Here is a 15,049-nt window from a genome sequence, read left to right as displayed (position 1 = left end):
GATCCACAGCATATTTGGCGGTCCGGTCAAAAACAAATAGTTCCCGGTTCCGCCCCAACCCAAGGAAACCCATGACACCCCTCCTCCTTCCTGCGGCAGCGCAGCCCTGGAACGGCCACGACACCCAACTCGTGGTGGTCGCCGCGATCGGCATCGCCCTCATCGTGCTGCTGATCGTCAAATTCAAGCTTCATCCCTTCCTGTCACTGGTGCTCGGCTCGGCCTTTGTCGGGCTGGCGTCAGGCGTCGGCTTGGACAAGGTCATCAGCAACTTCGAAGACGGCGTGGGCAACACCCTGAAGGAAGTGGGCCTGCTGATTGCCCTGGGCGCGATGCTGGGCAAACTGCTTGCCGATTCCGGCGGAGCAAACCGCGTGGTGGACACCTTGCTTGGCAAGGTCTCCCCGAAGCTCCTGCCGTGGGCCATGGCCCTGGTGGCGGTGATCATCGGTCTGCCGATGTTCTTCGAGATCGGCCTGGTCCTCCTGTTGCCGGTCATCGTGCTGGTCGCCCAGCGGTCCGGCGGAAAGTTGATGCGCGTCGCCATTCCAGCCCTTGCCGGCCTCTCCGTGCTCCACGGACTGGTCCCGCCGCACCCCGGCCCCCTGGTTGCCATTTCCAGCCTGAACGCCCCGCTCGGCATCACACTTGCCCTCGGCCTCCTGATCGCCATCCCCACCGTCATTATCTGCGGACCGCTTTTCGCGATCTACGCCGCCCGCTGGGTCCCCGTCGACGCACCGAAGCTGGCCGGCGGTATCGACACCGAACACACGCAGGCGGACCCGGACGCCAAACGCCAGCCGACCTTCCTCGTCACCCTGCTGACCATCGTCTTCCCTGTCGTGCTCATGCTCCTCAAGGCCATCGTTGACATCATTTCCCCGGACGCCAAGAACCCCAGCGCGGCACGCGTGTTCTTCGACTTCATCGGTGAACCGCTCGTCGCCATGACCCTCGCCGTGCTCCTGGCCCTGGTGACCTTCGGCTACGCCGTCGGCTTCTCCGGCAACAAGATCGGCGGCAAGATCGGTGCCTCCGTGGGACCGATCGCCGCGGTGATCCTCATCGTCGGCGCCGGCGGCGGGTTCAAGCAGACACTGATCGGCGCCGGCGTCGGAGACGCCGTCGCGAAATGGGCCACCGGCGCGAACATCTCGGTGCTGGTCCTCGGGTTCCTCATCGCCGTGGCCATGCGGCTGGCCACGGGTTCGGCCACGGTGGCAACCGTCACAGCGGCCGGCATCGTCGCCCCATTGGCCACGTCCCTTTCCCCGGCGCACGCAGGCCTGTTGGCACTCGCGGTGGGTGCAGGATCGCTGTTCCTCTCCCACGTCAACGACGCCGGATTCTGGCTGGTCAAGGAACTCTTCGGCCTGACCGTGGGCCAGACCTTCAAGACCTGGTCAGTGATGGAGACGCTGATCTCGCTCGTCGGCTTCGGCCTGGTGATGCTTCTTTCCGTGGTGATTCCATGACGCAGGATCCAGTGCCCGCACCAGGGCAGGACCAACAGCCCGTCCTCGTCATCATGGGTGTCTCAGGTTCCGGCAAGTCCACGGTGGCAGGCATCCTCGCCGGCCAGCTTGGTTGGGACCTTGAGGAGGGCGACGATCTCCATTCACCTGAGAACATCGAAAAGATGGCGTCCGGCATCCCGCTGACCGATGACGACCGTTGGCCCTGGCTCGACACGATCGCCTCCTGGATCATCGAACACACCATGGCCGGGATACCAGGCATCATTACCTGCTCAGCGTTGAAGAAGATCTACCGTGACCGGCTCCGTGAGAAGAACGTCGTCTTTGTGCATCTGTCTGGCTCCAAGGAACAGATCGCACGGCGCCTGACGAGCCGCATGGACCACTACATGCCGGCCACCCTGCTGGATTCACAGATCGCCACCCTGGAACCTCCGGGACCGGAGGAAAATACCGTCGTCATCGACGTGGGCCGCACTCCCGCAGAGGAAGCAGCCGAAATCGTCCGCCGTTTGGGCCTTTCCCCTGCCGCAGGCTCCTCGGCCCTCGGCCACCCCAGGCCGGGCACGTCATCCGCCGGCACGTCCGCTGCCGGAAGCGACGGCTAGGGCCACCTCAGGAGTGGCCACAAAATGCAGCGCGCCAATGGCGCGCTGCATTTTTCTTTGCCCGGAATCGATCCGCCGCATTTCGGGTAGTTTCCTATCGCGTTCTCGGGGTACATCTTCACGCCGCATCTCGTGATGGTGCACCTGTTGAAGGCCCGGGTGTTTCAGTGCTCCCGGTCAGCAGTCGTCGACAATCTTGCCGAGGACACCGCCGATGGCGCCGCCGACGGCCGCGCCGCCCGGCCCCCCGAAGTATCCTCCGATGATGGCTCCCGCCCCGGCCAGGGTCCCTTGCCAGTTGCCGCCTGATTTTTTGTAGACGACTGTGGTCTGTCCACCGGAACTGGTTGGCACGTAGGAGCCCATGGCGCCGGATGCATAGGACAGCGCCACGGGGGTGGCGTTGCCGCGGACCAGGAGCTCTTCGTACGCCTTCTTGACCTCGGTGTGGGCCGCGGCAGCGTCGTGTTTGCCGCCCGTGACGGCGTATCCCAGTTCGCAGATGCGCGTCAGCACGGGCAGCTCCGATTCGGTGACGAACTGAAGCTCAAGGAGTTTGTTGAGGACGATCTTGTCGGCCTTGAGACGGTCGCCGCCTGCCTCGGCCATGATCCTCTTGACTTCCCTCCCCGCGGCGCTTTGCATCTCGCTGACGCCGATCCCAAGGAGAGGTTCGAAAGTGGTCATTGGAACGCCTTTCTGCTGGATGGTGTGTACGCGGGCACCCGCGTTCTCGCAGTTTGCTCCCGCCGCGCGCTCGATGGAAGACCGCACTTAAAGTCCCCGGCGCCGGACCAGGGTGACTTCCCGGCGGGCACCGCATGCCGGGACCGGCCGCCTCAAGGGGCCGCCCTGGACTGGCACCGCGGGGAGGTTCAGGCTCCGCCCGTCGCCTGGACCTGCCGCAGGATCTCGTCCACCACGTCATGGAGCGGCGCGGTGGCGTCGATGGCGATGCCGCCAGGCGGGATGTCCTCCCGTGTCCTGTGCAGCTGCTCAATCAGTGCCCGCTCCGCCGGCCGCCCACCCCATTCCTCATCGGGGCGCCCGTCAAGCCGCCGTTTCAGCGTCTCCAGGTCCACCTCCAAGACGAAGACGCCGTCAAACAGGTGGATGAACTTTCCGAGGTTTCTTGAACCGCCGCAGAAAAAGGTCACTGCCTCACTCCGGTCCGAGGCGAGGGCTTCCACGTCGCCCACCCGCCAGAGGTGGTGATGATGCGCAGCGGCGCCGGTGATGCCCGCCTGTGGTTCGCCGGTTTCCGGATCACCCTGGTAGGCCAGCTCCCGGTCGCCATTGATGGCTTGGAAGCCGCGCCGCCGCAACTCGTTGCATACGGCGGTCTTTCCGGTCCCTGAACCACCTTCCACCAGGTAATTCCTTCTGCCCATGCCTGATGGTACCCAGCCGTCAACCGGCTGCGGCCGGAAATGGTTTGATTGGTCAGTGCTCCGTTTCAAACGCTACCTGGTTCTCTGCCTCTTCCTGGTGGGCGTTATGACCGCGTTCTCGTTCTGGGCCATCGGGCAGCCGGGCGCTGACGCACACGGGGCCTTTTCGCCGCCGCCCCGGGCGGCCGTAAAGATGGATGCGTTGTCCGCCGGCATGACGACGGCGGTGAAGGTGACCAGGACCCCGGACGGTGGGTGGCTCGCGCAGGCGGCCGCGCAGACCGGGATCCCCGCTACCGTGCTGCGCGTGTATGTTGCCGCAGCTGCTGCTGCCAACGATTCCAATCCTGGCTGCGGGATCGGCTGGAACACGGTGGCGGCCGTGGGCTTCGTCGAATCGGCGCACGGAACTTACGGCGGCGGGAGCCTGGACAAGGACGGTCACGCAACGGGCCCCATTGTGGGCCCAAGCCTCAACGGCGCCGGCTTCGCCGCCATCCCTGACACGGACGGCGGTGCCCTGGATGGTGACGCCCGCTGGGACCATGCCGTTGGACCGATGCAGTTCATCCCTTCCACCTGGAAGATGGCGGGCCTGGACGGAAACGGCGACGGCCTGGCGGATCCGTTCAACCTGGACGACGCCGCCCTCACCGCCGCGACGTACCTGTGCGGCCACGGCCGCGACCTGACCACAGCGCAGGGGTGGACTAATGCCATCTACTCGTACAACCAGTCAGATGCCTACATCCGGCAGGTGCGCGCCCAGGCCACTGCCTATGCCGCGAAGACGGGCACGGCCGAGTAGCACAGAATTAAGGGCGTGGTTAGACACCTGCCAGGGCAATCCGCCACACCCGCACGGCAGGTAGTCTGGGCGCGTGGACTTCTCCTGCGAACTCGCCAACGGCATCGTGCTCCGTCCCGTCCACCTGTCTGACGCCGCGCCGCTGGCCGCCGCGTTCCAGGCCAACCGCGCTTACCTCGCACCGTGGGAACCGGTCAGGCCCGAGGAGTTCTACACGGTCCAGGGCCAGCATGACGTCCTCACCCGGCGGGTGAAGGACCTCGACGACGGCACCGCACTCCCGATGGTCCTCGTGGCGGACAAGGCAGTGGTCGGCCTGCTGACCCTGAGCTCGATCGTCCGCGGCGCCTTCCAAAACGCCCACGTGGGTTACTGGACCGCACAGGACGCCCAAGGGGGAGGGCTCATGACGTCGGCGCTGGCCGCGGCGATGATCATTGCCAAGGCCCAACTCGGCCTGCACCGCCTCGAGGCGGCCACGCTCCTGCACAACACGGCATCGCAACGGGTGCTGGAGAAGAACGGCTTCGAGGCGTACGGCACCGCCCGGGCCTACCTGCGGATCGCCGGCCAGTGGCAGGACCACCGCATGTACCAGCGCATCCTTTAAGAGCGCCGTACCGCGGCAGCCGCTGCCGCTTTGAGACGCGGGGAGCCTACTTTTCGTCCGGCCCAAGGTCCGGGCCGGACACGAACTGCGCTGCGCGGGTGGCGCTGCCTTGCAGTTCGAGAATGGCGAGTTCGTTGCTGCCGGCCCGGATCAGGGGCCCTGGCACGTAGAGAGTGCGCTGCGGCCCGCGGCTCCAGTAACGGCCCAGGTTGAAGCCGTTGATGAAGGCGTTGCCCTTGGTCCATCCGTCCAGCCGCAAATACCGGTCGCCGGGAGCGTCGGCCGTGAAGGTGGCGAAGGAGACGGAAGGTCCGGCCACGCCGCCGGAGCCGTGCGGCGCACCGCCCCCGGAACCGGGCAGCGGCACTGCAGCGGCCCGGAAAGCCGCAAGGGACGAAAGGTCCACACGCCGGATGGTCCAGTCCGCAAGCTCAACGCCATTCAGCAGCGCCGGCCCGATCAGGCCCTTGGCTTCGCCGATCCTTGGCCCGTAGTTGACCCGGCCCTGGTCTTCGACCAGGATCTGCAGTTTCCCACCTGACGGCAGGACGATGGTGCGCTCGCCGAGTTCGCGGGCCAGGACACCCGCCGGGATGCCGTCCAGGAAGAACTGGGCGCGGTCTCGCACGTCGCTGAAGGTGAGGACTCCGGCGTCGGGCATGTGCCGTTCGTAGAGGACGAACCCCCGGTACTGGCCGGTGGCCTCGCCCGGTGGCACGGGGCCGGGGACCGCTGCGGCGGGCAGGGCGCCGGCAACGTCCAGCAGCGCGGCGCTCGACCCCACAACCACCGCCGCCTCGGCAGCGGCCGGGCGCCGCGAAGGGACCTCCGGAGGAACGGGGAAATGTTTGGCTATGACCTCGCGGAACGCAAAGTACTTGTCGGTGGGGTATCCGTCCTCGGACAGCGGGGCGTCATAGTCGTAGGAGGTGATGGTGGGTTCGTAGATGCCTTTGTCGTTCGCGCCGTTGGTGAATCCGAAGTTCGTGCCGCCGTGGAACATGTAGATATTCACCGACGCCCCGGCGGACAGCAAGGTGTCCAGCTCGGCGGCGGACGCGGCGGCGTCCGTGGTGTGGTGGTGCGTTCCCCAGGTGTCGAACCAGCCGTTCCAGAACTCTGCACACATGAGCGGGCCGTCCGCCTGCCGTTCCCGCAGGAACGCAAGCCGCTCGGCGGCGCGGGAACCAAAAGTGCCGGTCTTGTGCAGCCCTGGCAGTGAGCCGTCCTCGATCATGGTCCCGAACGGCTGGTCGCAGGTAAAAAGGGGAACGTCCACGCCTGCCCGCCTTGCGACGTCCACCAGGTGTTGCAGGTACGCCTTGTCCGAGCCGTATGCGCCGTACTCGTTCTCGATCTGGAACAGGATGACCGGCCCGCCGCGGGTGGCCTGCCGCTCCGCGACGATGGGCAGCAGGTTCTCCATGAAACCATCCACCGCCGCCAGGTAACGGGGTTCGCTGCTGCGGATACCGATGGAGGGATCGGTGAAAAGCCACGCCGGCAGTCCGCCGTTGTCCCATTCCGCGCAGATATACGGCCCCGGCCGCACGATGGCCCGCATTCCTTCCGCGTCTGCCAGGTCCAGGAACCGGGCAAGGTCCAGGCCGCCGCCGGTCCGGAACACTCCGGGAGCGGGGGAGTGCTCGTTCCACGGCACGTACGTTTCGATGGTGTTCAGGCCCATCAGCCGCGCCTTGCGGATCCGGTCTGCCCAAAGGTCCGGGTGGACGCGGAAGTAGTGGATGGCCCCGGAGAGGATGCGGAACGGCTCCCCGTCCAGCAGGAAGTCGCGGCTGCCGATGGCAAAGGTGTGCACGGAGGGAATCCTAGGAAGTACGCAGGACGGAAGAGTAGGCATAGGCGGCGTTGCTCCAAGCCACAAACAGCAGCGGTGCCGGTGCCAGGGCCACGCCCAGGACCGGTTGCAGCACGGCCGCGGAGGCAATGATCCCCAGCAGCACCAGCATGGCCAGGCTCAGGTACCAGCGCTGGACGGACAGGTAGAGGGACGCCTTGAGCAGGCTTTTCAGCCCGCTGCCGGGAAGGAGTACGACGCCGGCAATCGCCATCACGGCCACGCTCACGGTCATCGCGGCGGCCACCACGATCACGGGCACCAGGAGTGCGGCGGCCGGCATGGACTGCACGATCGCCAGGTCCACGCCAAGGAAGAGCAGTACCGCCACGGCCGCGACTCCGAGCAGGGCCGCCCGACGGAAACCGCGCCGGTAGCCCCGCAGGAAGGAGGCCACCGGCTTGGCCGCGGCGCCGTCGTCGCGCAATGCCTGGAAGGAGGCGAAGAGTCCGGCGAGCGACGGCGCAACGGTGACGCACAGCGCCAGGAAGAAAGGCCATGCCGCGGCCGGATCCGCCACCAGGGCAAGGCACAGCACCAGCGGGGCGTTGGCGAGCGCCACGAGCACATTACCGGCCAGGAAGGTGTAGATGAAGCCGAAAATGCTGCCGAACGCGTCGAACCCGGGGCTGGGGATGCGCCCGGCCAGGCCGCGCCGCGGGGGCCCACCCGGCCGGGACGTGTGGTCCTGCGCCACGGAGGTCATCCCTTCATCCCGCTCGTGGCGATGCCCTGGATGAAGTACCGCTGCCCGATGAGGAAGATGGCCAGGATGGGGATCACCGAGATGACGGACCCGGTCATGATCATGGCGTACTCGGCGTCGAACTGGCCCACGAAGGAACGCAGCCCCAGCTGAACGGTCCAGAGCCGGTTGGAGGTGAGGTAGATGAACGGGCCCATGTAGTCGTTCCACGTGTTCACGAACGTCAGCAGTGCCAGGCTGGCCAGCGCCGGCTTGGACAGCGGCAGGATCACCCGGGCCCAGATCCCGTATTCGCTCAAGCCATCGATCCGGGCGGCTTCGCACAGTTCATCAGGGATGGTCATGTAGTACTGCCGCATCAGGAAAACACCGAATGCGCCGAACGCCTGGAGCAGGATCAGGGCGTTGAAGCTGTTGGTCAGGCCCAGGTTCTGCATCATGATGTACTGCGGCACCATGTAGGCCTGCCAGGGCACGGCGATGGTGCCGATGTAGCAGAGGAACAGGACGTCCCGGCCCGGGAAACGGACCTTGGAGAAGCCGTAGGCTGCCAGCGATCCGGTGACCACCTGCAGGCAGGTGATGATCACGGCCAGGTACAGCGAGTTCTGCAGGTACCCCATCATGGGGATCCGGGTCCAGATGTCCGTGTAGTTGCTCCACACGAACTCGCTGGGAATCCACTGGATGGGCACCGTGAGGACCTGGTTGTTTTCCTTCAGCGAGGAGGAGACCATCCAGATGAACGGCACCATGAGCGCCACCACGAGCACGGCCAGCACGGCGTAGATGACAAGGTCTGTGGTGCGTTTTTTCTGCTCCCGCGGTGAACGGCGGCGTTCGGTGCGGCGGTCCTCTTCGGCGGTGTTCGGGGGAAGCCCGATTCCCAGGAGCCGGGACTCGGCCTTGAGGTCTTCGGCCATGTTGGTCATCAGCGTTCCCTCCGCTGTTGGATCTTGAACTGCAGGACGGTGACCGTCAGCACGATCAGGAACAGCACGAGCGAGATCGCGGACGAGTAGCCGAACTTCCCCTCGCCGATGCCCTCCTGGTAGATGAGCTGGGACAGGACCGTGGTGGAGCGGCCGGGACCGCCGTTGGTCATCACCACGATGAGGTCGAAGACCTTGAAACTGGAAACCGTCAGCATGACCACCACGAAGAACGTGGTGGGCCGCAGCGACGGAATGGTGACGTTCCAGAACCGCTGCCAGGCGCTGGCGCCGTCAACCTCCGCGGCCTCGTAAAGTTCCGAGGGGATGGCCTGCAGGCCCGCCAGGTACAGCACCATGTAATAGCCCATGTCCCGCCAGACGCTGGTGATGATGACGGCGGGAAGTGCCCAGTCCGAGCTGGAGGTCCAGCCCGGCGCGTTGGCGATGCCGATCGCGTGCAGGAACTGGTTGATGGGTCCGTTGTCCGGGCTGAAGAGCATGTTCCAGACGACGGCGACGGCCACCAGGGAGGTGATGTACGGGAAGAAGATGGCCACCCGGAAGAAGCCGATGCCTTTGAGCTTGCGGTTCAGCAGCATGGCCAGCAGCAGGGCCAGGGCCATGGTCAGCGGCACGTGCCCGATCGCGTAGACCACGGTGTTCCGCAGGGCCACCCAGAAGGAGTCGCTGGCCAGCATCCGCTGGAAGTTCGCCAGTCCCACCCACTTGGGGGCACTGAAGGAGGTCCATTCCATGAAGGAAAGGGCGAATGCGGCCAGCACCGGGATGAGCGTGAAGGCCAGGAATCCCAGGAAGTTCGGCAGGATGAACGTCCAGCCGATCAGGGTGTTGCGCCGCGCCTGTTTCCGGTTGCCCCGGCCGGGAGCCGGGGCTGCAGCGGGCGCGGCGGCCGGGGTGATGGTTTTGGTTGTCATGGCTGCCTGTTACTGGCCCAGGACTTCGCTCTTGACACGCTTGCCCATCTCGGCGATTCCGTCGGCAACCGACTTCTCACCGACCATGATGAGGTCGTGCTCCTGGTTCAGGATCTTGTCCGTGGCCGCGGACTTGTCGCTGACCGGCATCTCCAGGGCGGTGCTGTCCGGCGCGAATGCCTTCTTGGACAGGGTATCGGTGGGCATGCCGTCGAGCTTGAAGTAGGCGTCCGTCACGGCGTCGTCCTGGAGGGCCGGGACCACGCCCACCTTGGAGATGGCCTTGGCTCCTTCTTCGCCGGCGGCCCACTCGATGAACTTCCTGGCCTCGTCGGAGTGGGTGGCGTTCTTGTTCACGGCGAAGGCGGTGGGGGAGCCGAAGGTGGTGGTTTTGCCGTTCGAGTCCTTCTGCGGCATGGGTGCAAGGCCCCAGTTGACGTTGGTCTTGCCGTCCTTCTTGGCCTGCAGCAGGCCGGCGATGTACCAGGTGCCCATGGGCATCATGGCGGCCTGGCCGCTTTCGAACATGGTCCTGTAACTGGTCTTCTGGCTCTTGGCCGTTGCGTAGTCCAGGGAGGCGCCGCTCTTCTGCAGGTCAAGGGCCATGGTGTATTGGTCCTTGAAGTAGCTGTAGTCGCCGCTGTTCTGGTCCTTGCCGTTCTGGGCCGCGGAGATGGCTTCCACCACCGAGCGCCAGATGTGCTGGTAGGTACCGTAGACCTTCTTGCCGTCGGGGGCGGTGCCGCTGAGTTTCTTGGCGATCTCGGCGTACTTGTCCCAGGTCAGGTCCTTGGGGTCGTCGATGCCGGCCGCCTTGAAGAGGTCCTTGTTGTAGTAGAGCAGCCAGAAGTCCTGGCGGTACGGGGCCGCGTAGTACTTGCCGTTGATGTTGAATGCGTCAAGGGTTGCCAGCTTGTCCTTGCCCACGGCGTCCACCACGTTGTTGATTTCCTGGAGCTGGCCGTTGTTCGCGTAGCGGGCATAGTCGATGACGTTCTTCATGGTCAGGACGTCGGTGGTGTCGCCGCCGGCCAGCATGGTGGTGACTTTCTGCGGATAGTCGTCGGCCAGGATGTCAACGGGTTCGATGTGGACGTTGGGGTGGCTGGCTTCGTAGCCGTCGAAGAGGGCCTTGAATTCCGGTGTCCCTGCGTAGTTCCACACGGATACCGTCAACGTGGTCTTGCCGTCCTGGGCCTGCGGTGCCGTGCCTGCGGCCCCGGCGCATCCGGACAGGCCGAGGCCTGCGGTGACGGCCAGCGCCATGGCGGTGAAAGTCCTGCGCTTCATTGCGTTCTCCTTTGAGGTTTTGGTTGTGTGCGGCGTGAGGTTGTTCAGGCGCTGAGGGAGAGGTCTGCTGAGACCACTTGCGCCGCGAGTTGCTGCCCGGTCAGGTAGCGTTCAAGGTCGTTCAGTGCTGCATCGGACATCCGCCGGGTTTCCGTTCCCAGGGAGCCTGCGATGTGCGGAGTGATCTCCACGTTGGGAAGGTCGTAGAGAATCGAGTCCGCCGGGAGCGGTTCGGGTTCGGTGACATCCAACAAGGCCTGGATCCGGCCCGTGGCGCACTCGGCTTCGAGGGCCTTGGTGTCCACCAGTGAACCCCGCGCGGTGTTGATCAGTGTTGCGTGGTCCTTCATGGCCTGCAGCTCGGCGGACCCGATCATGTGCCGGGTTTCCGGCAGGGCCGGGGCGTGGACCGTGACGATGTCCGAGGACTCCAGCAGCTCCTGCAGGGACACCAGTTTCCCGCCGGCGTCCGCCACGGCCGCGGAGTCCGCATGGGGGTCGCTGACCAGGCAGGTCACGTCCTGCAGCTGCTGGACCAGCCGGACCACCCGGCGGCCGATGCGGGAGAACCCGATCACGCCGATCACCCGGCCGATGTTGCCCAACTCCCCGCGTGACGTGGCGTAGCCCCAGTCCTCGCGGTGGATGCGTGCGTCGTTCGCGAGCACGTGGGCCTTCTTGCCGGCCAGCACGATCGAAGCGAAAGTGAACTCGGCTACCGGGATGGCGTTTGCGTCGGCGCCGTTCGTCACCACGATGCCGCGTTTCCACAACTCCGGAGTGACGAAGCTGCGAACTGTACCGGCACAATGGAACACCGCACGCAGGTTGGGCATCCGTGCCAGGGCAGGCGCGTCGAGGCGGGGCACCCCCCAGCTGGTCAGCAGGATTTCGACGTCGGCCAGGTGGCCGGTGATCGCCGGGTTGTCCAGGGAATCGGTCCACGGCGCTTTGCCCAGGTCCACCAGGCCCGCCAGCCGGTCGAGCCGCAGGGAATCGAACTGGTCGGCAAAGGTTCCCTGGTTCATGACCAGCAGGGCCTTGGGTTTACGCGACATTCGGGCCTCCTTTCTTCATTGGTTGGAGAGCGGATCGGGCCGCTGTTCATGTCTTGCATCACATCTAACAATCAGTACATACTCATGAACAAGACAGAACAACCAAGATGATCTAGATCACCCTCAAACGATCATGATCGAACAACAGAATCGATTTTTGATGCCTGTTCCGTTAATCCCCGGCGCGGCAACGCCGCCCGGCGCCCCCCTTGCATCGGCGTGGGGGACGCACGCCCGGCCGGATGAGCTGCTGCGCGCCCTCGAGGGCGCGGAGGCCCGCATCACCGTCCGCCCGTCAGGCGATCGAGCCTGGCGCGCTGTGTCCGGAACCAGCCTGGCGGCGCTGCAGCATCAGGCGGTCCTGGAACACGGAACGCCTTGGCCGCAACCGCTGGTTTCCCACTACGCGCGCTACTTCCGTGACGGCAACCGCACCGCCTACGAGGATCTGGTGGCTGCCAGGCAGCAGAGACTCACCCGAGCCGTGGTGATGGCCCTGACCGCTGCCGACGGTGATGAAGCTGACGGGTGGCTTGACGATGTTGTGGACGGCGCCTACCTCCTCTGCGAGCAAAGCTCCTGGTCCTGGGCGGCACACGACGACGTATTCCGCTGCTCCGGGGACGTGGTTCCTGACCGGGGGCGGCCGTTCCTCGACCTGGGCGCCGGCGAGGTGGCCGCACAGCTGGCCTGGCTTGACCACGTCCTCGGTGCCCGCTTGGACAGCCGGGCGCCCGGCCTGCGGAAGCGCCTGCGCGAGGAAGTCCACCAACGCGTGATCCAGCCCTTCCTGGAACGGCTCGACTGGCACTGGCTGGGCCTGGACGGTGACGTCCACAACTGGAATCCGTGGATCCATTCGAACCTCATCGTCGCGGCGCTGTTCCTGGTGGACGATTCCCGCCTGCAGGCCCGGGTCCTGGCCCGCTGCATCGAGGGGATGGACCGTTTCCTGGCCGCCATTCCGGCGGACGGCGCCATCGACGAAGGTTTTGCCTATTGGTGGAATGGGGCGGGCCGCGCCTTGGAGGGCCTGGCGCTGCTGGAGGAGGCCACCGCGGGCGTCCTCGGTGCCGGCTTGCCGGTGATCCGGGAGCTCGTTGCCTTCCCGCACCGGATGCACATCGGCGGCCACTGGTTCCTGAACGTGGCGGATGGGCCCGCACGCGCCGCCACGGCCCTTCCGTGGGACATGCTCCACCGCTGGGCAGTGCGCCTGGGGGACGATGACGCGGCACGGCACGCGGCCTCGATGCTCTCCGGAGCGCCGGATGCGGCCGCCGGGTTGGGCCGCGTCCTGCATTCGCTGTTCCGGAGTGCGTCGGCGCCCGGGCGTCCCCAAGGCGTCAATGGCGCCTTCCCGCTGGTGGCGTTCACCTACCTGCCGTCGGTCCAGATCATGGTTGCCCGGGAAACGGCAGGTTCCACCCGCGGCCTCCTCCTCGCCGCCAAGGGCGGCCACAACGGCGAGCACCACAACCACCGCGACGTCGGATCCGTGGTGGTTGCCGTGGACGGCACCCCCGTGCTGGTGGACGCCGGCCAGCCCACGTACACCGCAAAGACGTTTGGTCCGGACCGCTACGATATCCGCGCCATGCAGAGCAACTGGCACAACGTCCCTGCCCCGTTCGGCATGGAGCAGGGAACAGGCAGCGGGTTCGCCGCCGAAGTCCTCGGGTTGCCCACGGCGGAGCAGCCACGACTCCGACTCGCCCTGGGGGCAGCCTACGGGCTGCAGCCGCACCAGTGGATCCGCACGTCCACCCTGGACCGGGTCATGGGCCGGGTCACTATTGCCGACCACTGGGACCTCCCTGCCGGCCCGCACAGTGAAGGCCCGCACGCTCCAGCACCGGATGGAGCGGCGTCCGACGTCGACATCACGTTCCTGGCCTCCGGCACCGTCCGTGTCGGTCCGGCGGGCAGCGCGGAAGTCCACCCGGCCGGTATTCCCGGCACGGACTGCGGAGGCGCCGCGGCAACCGGGCGGGGAGCCGCCTTGCGCTGGGAGCCTGGATCCGCCGTCGTCCTCGTGGATGAATGGCACCTGGAAGACCCGCTGCTGTCCGTCGTCTGGGGACCGAAACTCACCCGCCTGCGCTTCCGCGCGCCAACCCCGTCCGGCGCCCCAGGCGCATTCACCCTCACTGTGGAGGCAACACCATGAGTCCTGAGCCATCCGCCGGAGCGGAAGGAAAATCGTTGTTTTCCCTGCAGCGCCGGGAACGGCTCATGGAGGAGCTGCGCGCCCATGGCGCCATCACCGTCAGGGACATTGCGGCGCGGTTCGGGGTCAGTGAGCTGACCATCCGCCGCGACGTGAACACCCTGGCGGATGAAGGGCTGGTGTCCCGGGTCCACGGCGGTGCCACACTGCCCAGCCCCCTGGACCGCACCGCGGCGGGCCGGCCGGCCAACCACAGCTATTCGATCGGCATGGTGGTCCCGTCGCTGGACTACTACTGGCCGCAGGTGATCAGCGGGGCGCGTGCCGAAGCGGAAGTCCAGAACCTCCGGATCCTGGTCCGCGGCTCCGCCTACGACGCTGCAGACAACCGGCGGCAGGTCCAGGCCCTCCTGGATACCCAGAACATCGACGGACTGATCGTGGCACCGGACATGGGCGGGGAGCACGGGCAGGAGCTGCTGCGGTGGCTTAACGCGCTGCCCATCCCGGTGGTCCTGGCCGAACGCCGCTCGCCGCCCGAGGTTCCGGCGCACCGGCTCGAGTGGGTGGCCACGGACCATGCCTTTGGCGCCGGCATGGCCGTACGGCACCTGTGGCAGGAAGGGCACCGGCGGATCGGCTGCCTGACGGACTCCTCCAGTCCCACCAGCCCGCACGTCGTCCGGGGTTGGCAGCAGGCCCTCACCGCGCTCAAGATTCCAGTCCAGGGAGCCGTCCTCGAAGACTCCGTGAAACAGGTCAACGGTGACCGGGCACAGCACTTCGACCAGGTGCTGGCACTCTGCTCCGCAACCGGTACCACCGCCATCTTGGTGCATTCGGACACCCAGGCGGTCGCATTCGTCCAGCACTGCGTGGACCGTGGACTTGCCGTGCCGGGGGACATCGCTGTGGTGGGATATGACGACGAGGTGGCCTACCTCGGCGAACCCGCCATTTCAGCCGTCCGCCCGCCCAAGCAGTACGTGGGCAAGGTGGCGGTCCAGCTCGTGGCCGCCCGGCTCGCCGAGGGCCGGATGCGGCCTGTGCACCGGGTGGAACTGAATCCCGACCTGATCCTGCGTGATTCATCGGTGGGGGCGCCGCGCGCTGCCACGGGTGCGCTGCTGGACTCGCCGTAATCACGATGCCGCTCCGCGGGCCGCCCACTGCCCGGCCCGCGGGCAACACACACCCCT

14 protein-coding genes are annotated in these 15,049 nt (G+C 66.3%); 6 read left to right on the top strand and 8 right to left on the bottom strand.

What is annotated here, in order from left to right; all coding sequences use genetic code 11:
- Positions 1-71 precede the first annotated feature (71 nt).
- Positions 72-1,478: a GntT/GntP/DsdX family permease gene (locus AC4EEO_RS09905; protein WP_018761181.1), complete on the top strand. Its 1,407-nt coding sequence runs from the start codon at positions 72-74 to the stop codon at positions 1,476-1,478.
- On the top strand, positions 1,475-2,089 hold the full coding sequence (locus tag AC4EEO_RS09900) for a gluconokinase (protein WP_043423874.1): 615 nt from the start codon (positions 1,475-1,477) through the stop codon (positions 2,087-2,089). Before AC4EEO_RS09905 ends, AC4EEO_RS09900 begins: the two co-directional genes overlap by 4 nt.
- Positions 2,090-2,266: 177 nt before the next feature.
- Here AC4EEO_RS09900 and AC4EEO_RS09895 read toward each other — a convergent pair whose 3' ends face one another.
- Both AC4EEO_RS09895 and AC4EEO_RS09890 read right to left on the bottom strand, forming a co-directional pair.
- Positions 2,267-2,776, bottom strand: a complete 510-nt coding sequence (locus AC4EEO_RS09895; protein WP_109044675.1) for a hypothetical protein — start codon at positions 2,774-2,776, stop codon at positions 2,267-2,269.
- A 188-nt stretch (positions 2,777-2,964) separates the two neighbouring features.
- A complete protein-coding gene (locus AC4EEO_RS09890; protein ID WP_109044674.1) occupies positions 2,965-3,480 on the bottom strand; it encodes a nucleoside kinase in 516 nt (171 codons plus the stop codon).
- Positions 3,481-3,535: 55 nt separating this feature from the next.
- Between AC4EEO_RS09890 and AC4EEO_RS09885 the strand changes: the two genes are divergently transcribed.
- Together AC4EEO_RS09885 and AC4EEO_RS09880 are read left to right on the top strand one after the other, a co-directional pair.
- Positions 3,536-4,288: a lytic transglycosylase domain-containing protein gene (locus tag AC4EEO_RS09885; protein WP_133831482.1), complete on the top strand. Its 753-nt coding sequence runs from the start codon at positions 3,536-3,538 to the stop codon at positions 4,286-4,288.
- A 73-nt stretch (positions 4,289-4,361) separates the two neighbouring features.
- Positions 4,362-4,898 carry a GNAT family N-acetyltransferase gene (locus AC4EEO_RS09880; RefSeq protein ID WP_109044672.1) on the top strand — a complete coding sequence of 179 codons (537 nt, stop codon included), beginning with the start codon at positions 4,362-4,364 and terminating at the stop codon, positions 4,896-4,898.
- A 46-nt stretch (positions 4,899-4,944) separates the two neighbouring features.
- Here AC4EEO_RS09880 and AC4EEO_RS09875 read toward each other — a convergent pair whose 3' ends face one another.
- The 6 genes from AC4EEO_RS09875 to AC4EEO_RS09850 are packed head-to-tail and all read right to left on the bottom strand — an operon-like array spanning position 4,945 to position 11,680.
- Entirely contained in the window at positions 4,945-6,717 is a 1,773-nt protein-coding gene (locus AC4EEO_RS09875; protein ID WP_133831483.1) for a glycoside hydrolase family 35 protein, read from the bottom strand.
- 10 nt (positions 6,718-6,727) lie between these two features.
- Positions 6,728-7,462 (bottom strand): DUF624 domain-containing protein, encoded by a 735-nt coding sequence (locus tag AC4EEO_RS09870; protein WP_133831484.1) that lies wholly within the window; start codon positions 7,460-7,462, stop codon positions 6,728-6,730.
- On the bottom strand, positions 7,459-8,394 hold the full coding sequence (locus AC4EEO_RS09865; RefSeq protein WP_109044670.1) for a carbohydrate ABC transporter permease: 936 nt from the start codon (positions 8,392-8,394) through the stop codon (positions 7,459-7,461). The genes AC4EEO_RS09870 and AC4EEO_RS09865 overlap by 4 nt, the downstream gene beginning before the upstream one ends.
- Positions 8,394-9,332, bottom strand: a complete 939-nt coding sequence (locus AC4EEO_RS09860) for a carbohydrate ABC transporter permease (protein ID WP_018761190.1) — start codon at positions 9,330-9,332, stop codon at positions 8,394-8,396. Before AC4EEO_RS09860 ends, AC4EEO_RS09865 begins: the two co-directional genes overlap by 1 nt.
- 9 nt (positions 9,333-9,341) lie before the next feature.
- Entirely contained in the window at positions 9,342-10,622 is a 1,281-nt protein-coding gene (locus AC4EEO_RS09855) for an ABC transporter substrate-binding protein (RefSeq protein WP_491340350.1), read from the bottom strand.
- Between the two features lie 44 nt (positions 10,623-10,666).
- Positions 10,667-11,680: a hydroxyacid dehydrogenase gene (locus tag AC4EEO_RS09850; protein WP_109044668.1), complete on the bottom strand. Its 1,014-nt coding sequence runs from the start codon at positions 11,678-11,680 to the stop codon at positions 10,667-10,669.
- A 160-nt stretch (positions 11,681-11,840) separates the two neighbouring features.
- On the opposite strand from AC4EEO_RS09850, the gene AC4EEO_RS09845 reads away from it, so the two are divergent.
- A complete protein-coding gene (locus AC4EEO_RS09845) occupies positions 11,841-13,850 on the top strand; it encodes a heparinase II/III family protein (RefSeq protein WP_240617695.1) in 2,010 nt (669 codons plus the stop codon).
- Entirely contained in the window at positions 13,847-14,992 is a 1,146-nt protein-coding gene (locus tag AC4EEO_RS09840) for a LacI family DNA-binding transcriptional regulator (protein WP_109044667.1), read from the top strand. Before AC4EEO_RS09845 ends, AC4EEO_RS09840 begins: the two co-directional genes overlap by 4 nt.
- The last annotated feature ends 57 nt before the right edge of the window (positions 14,993-15,049 follow it).

The sequence above is a fragment of the Pseudarthrobacter sp. MOO13 genome (assembly GCF_058267655.1).
This window is presented reverse-complemented; position numbering and strand designations above follow the sequence as displayed.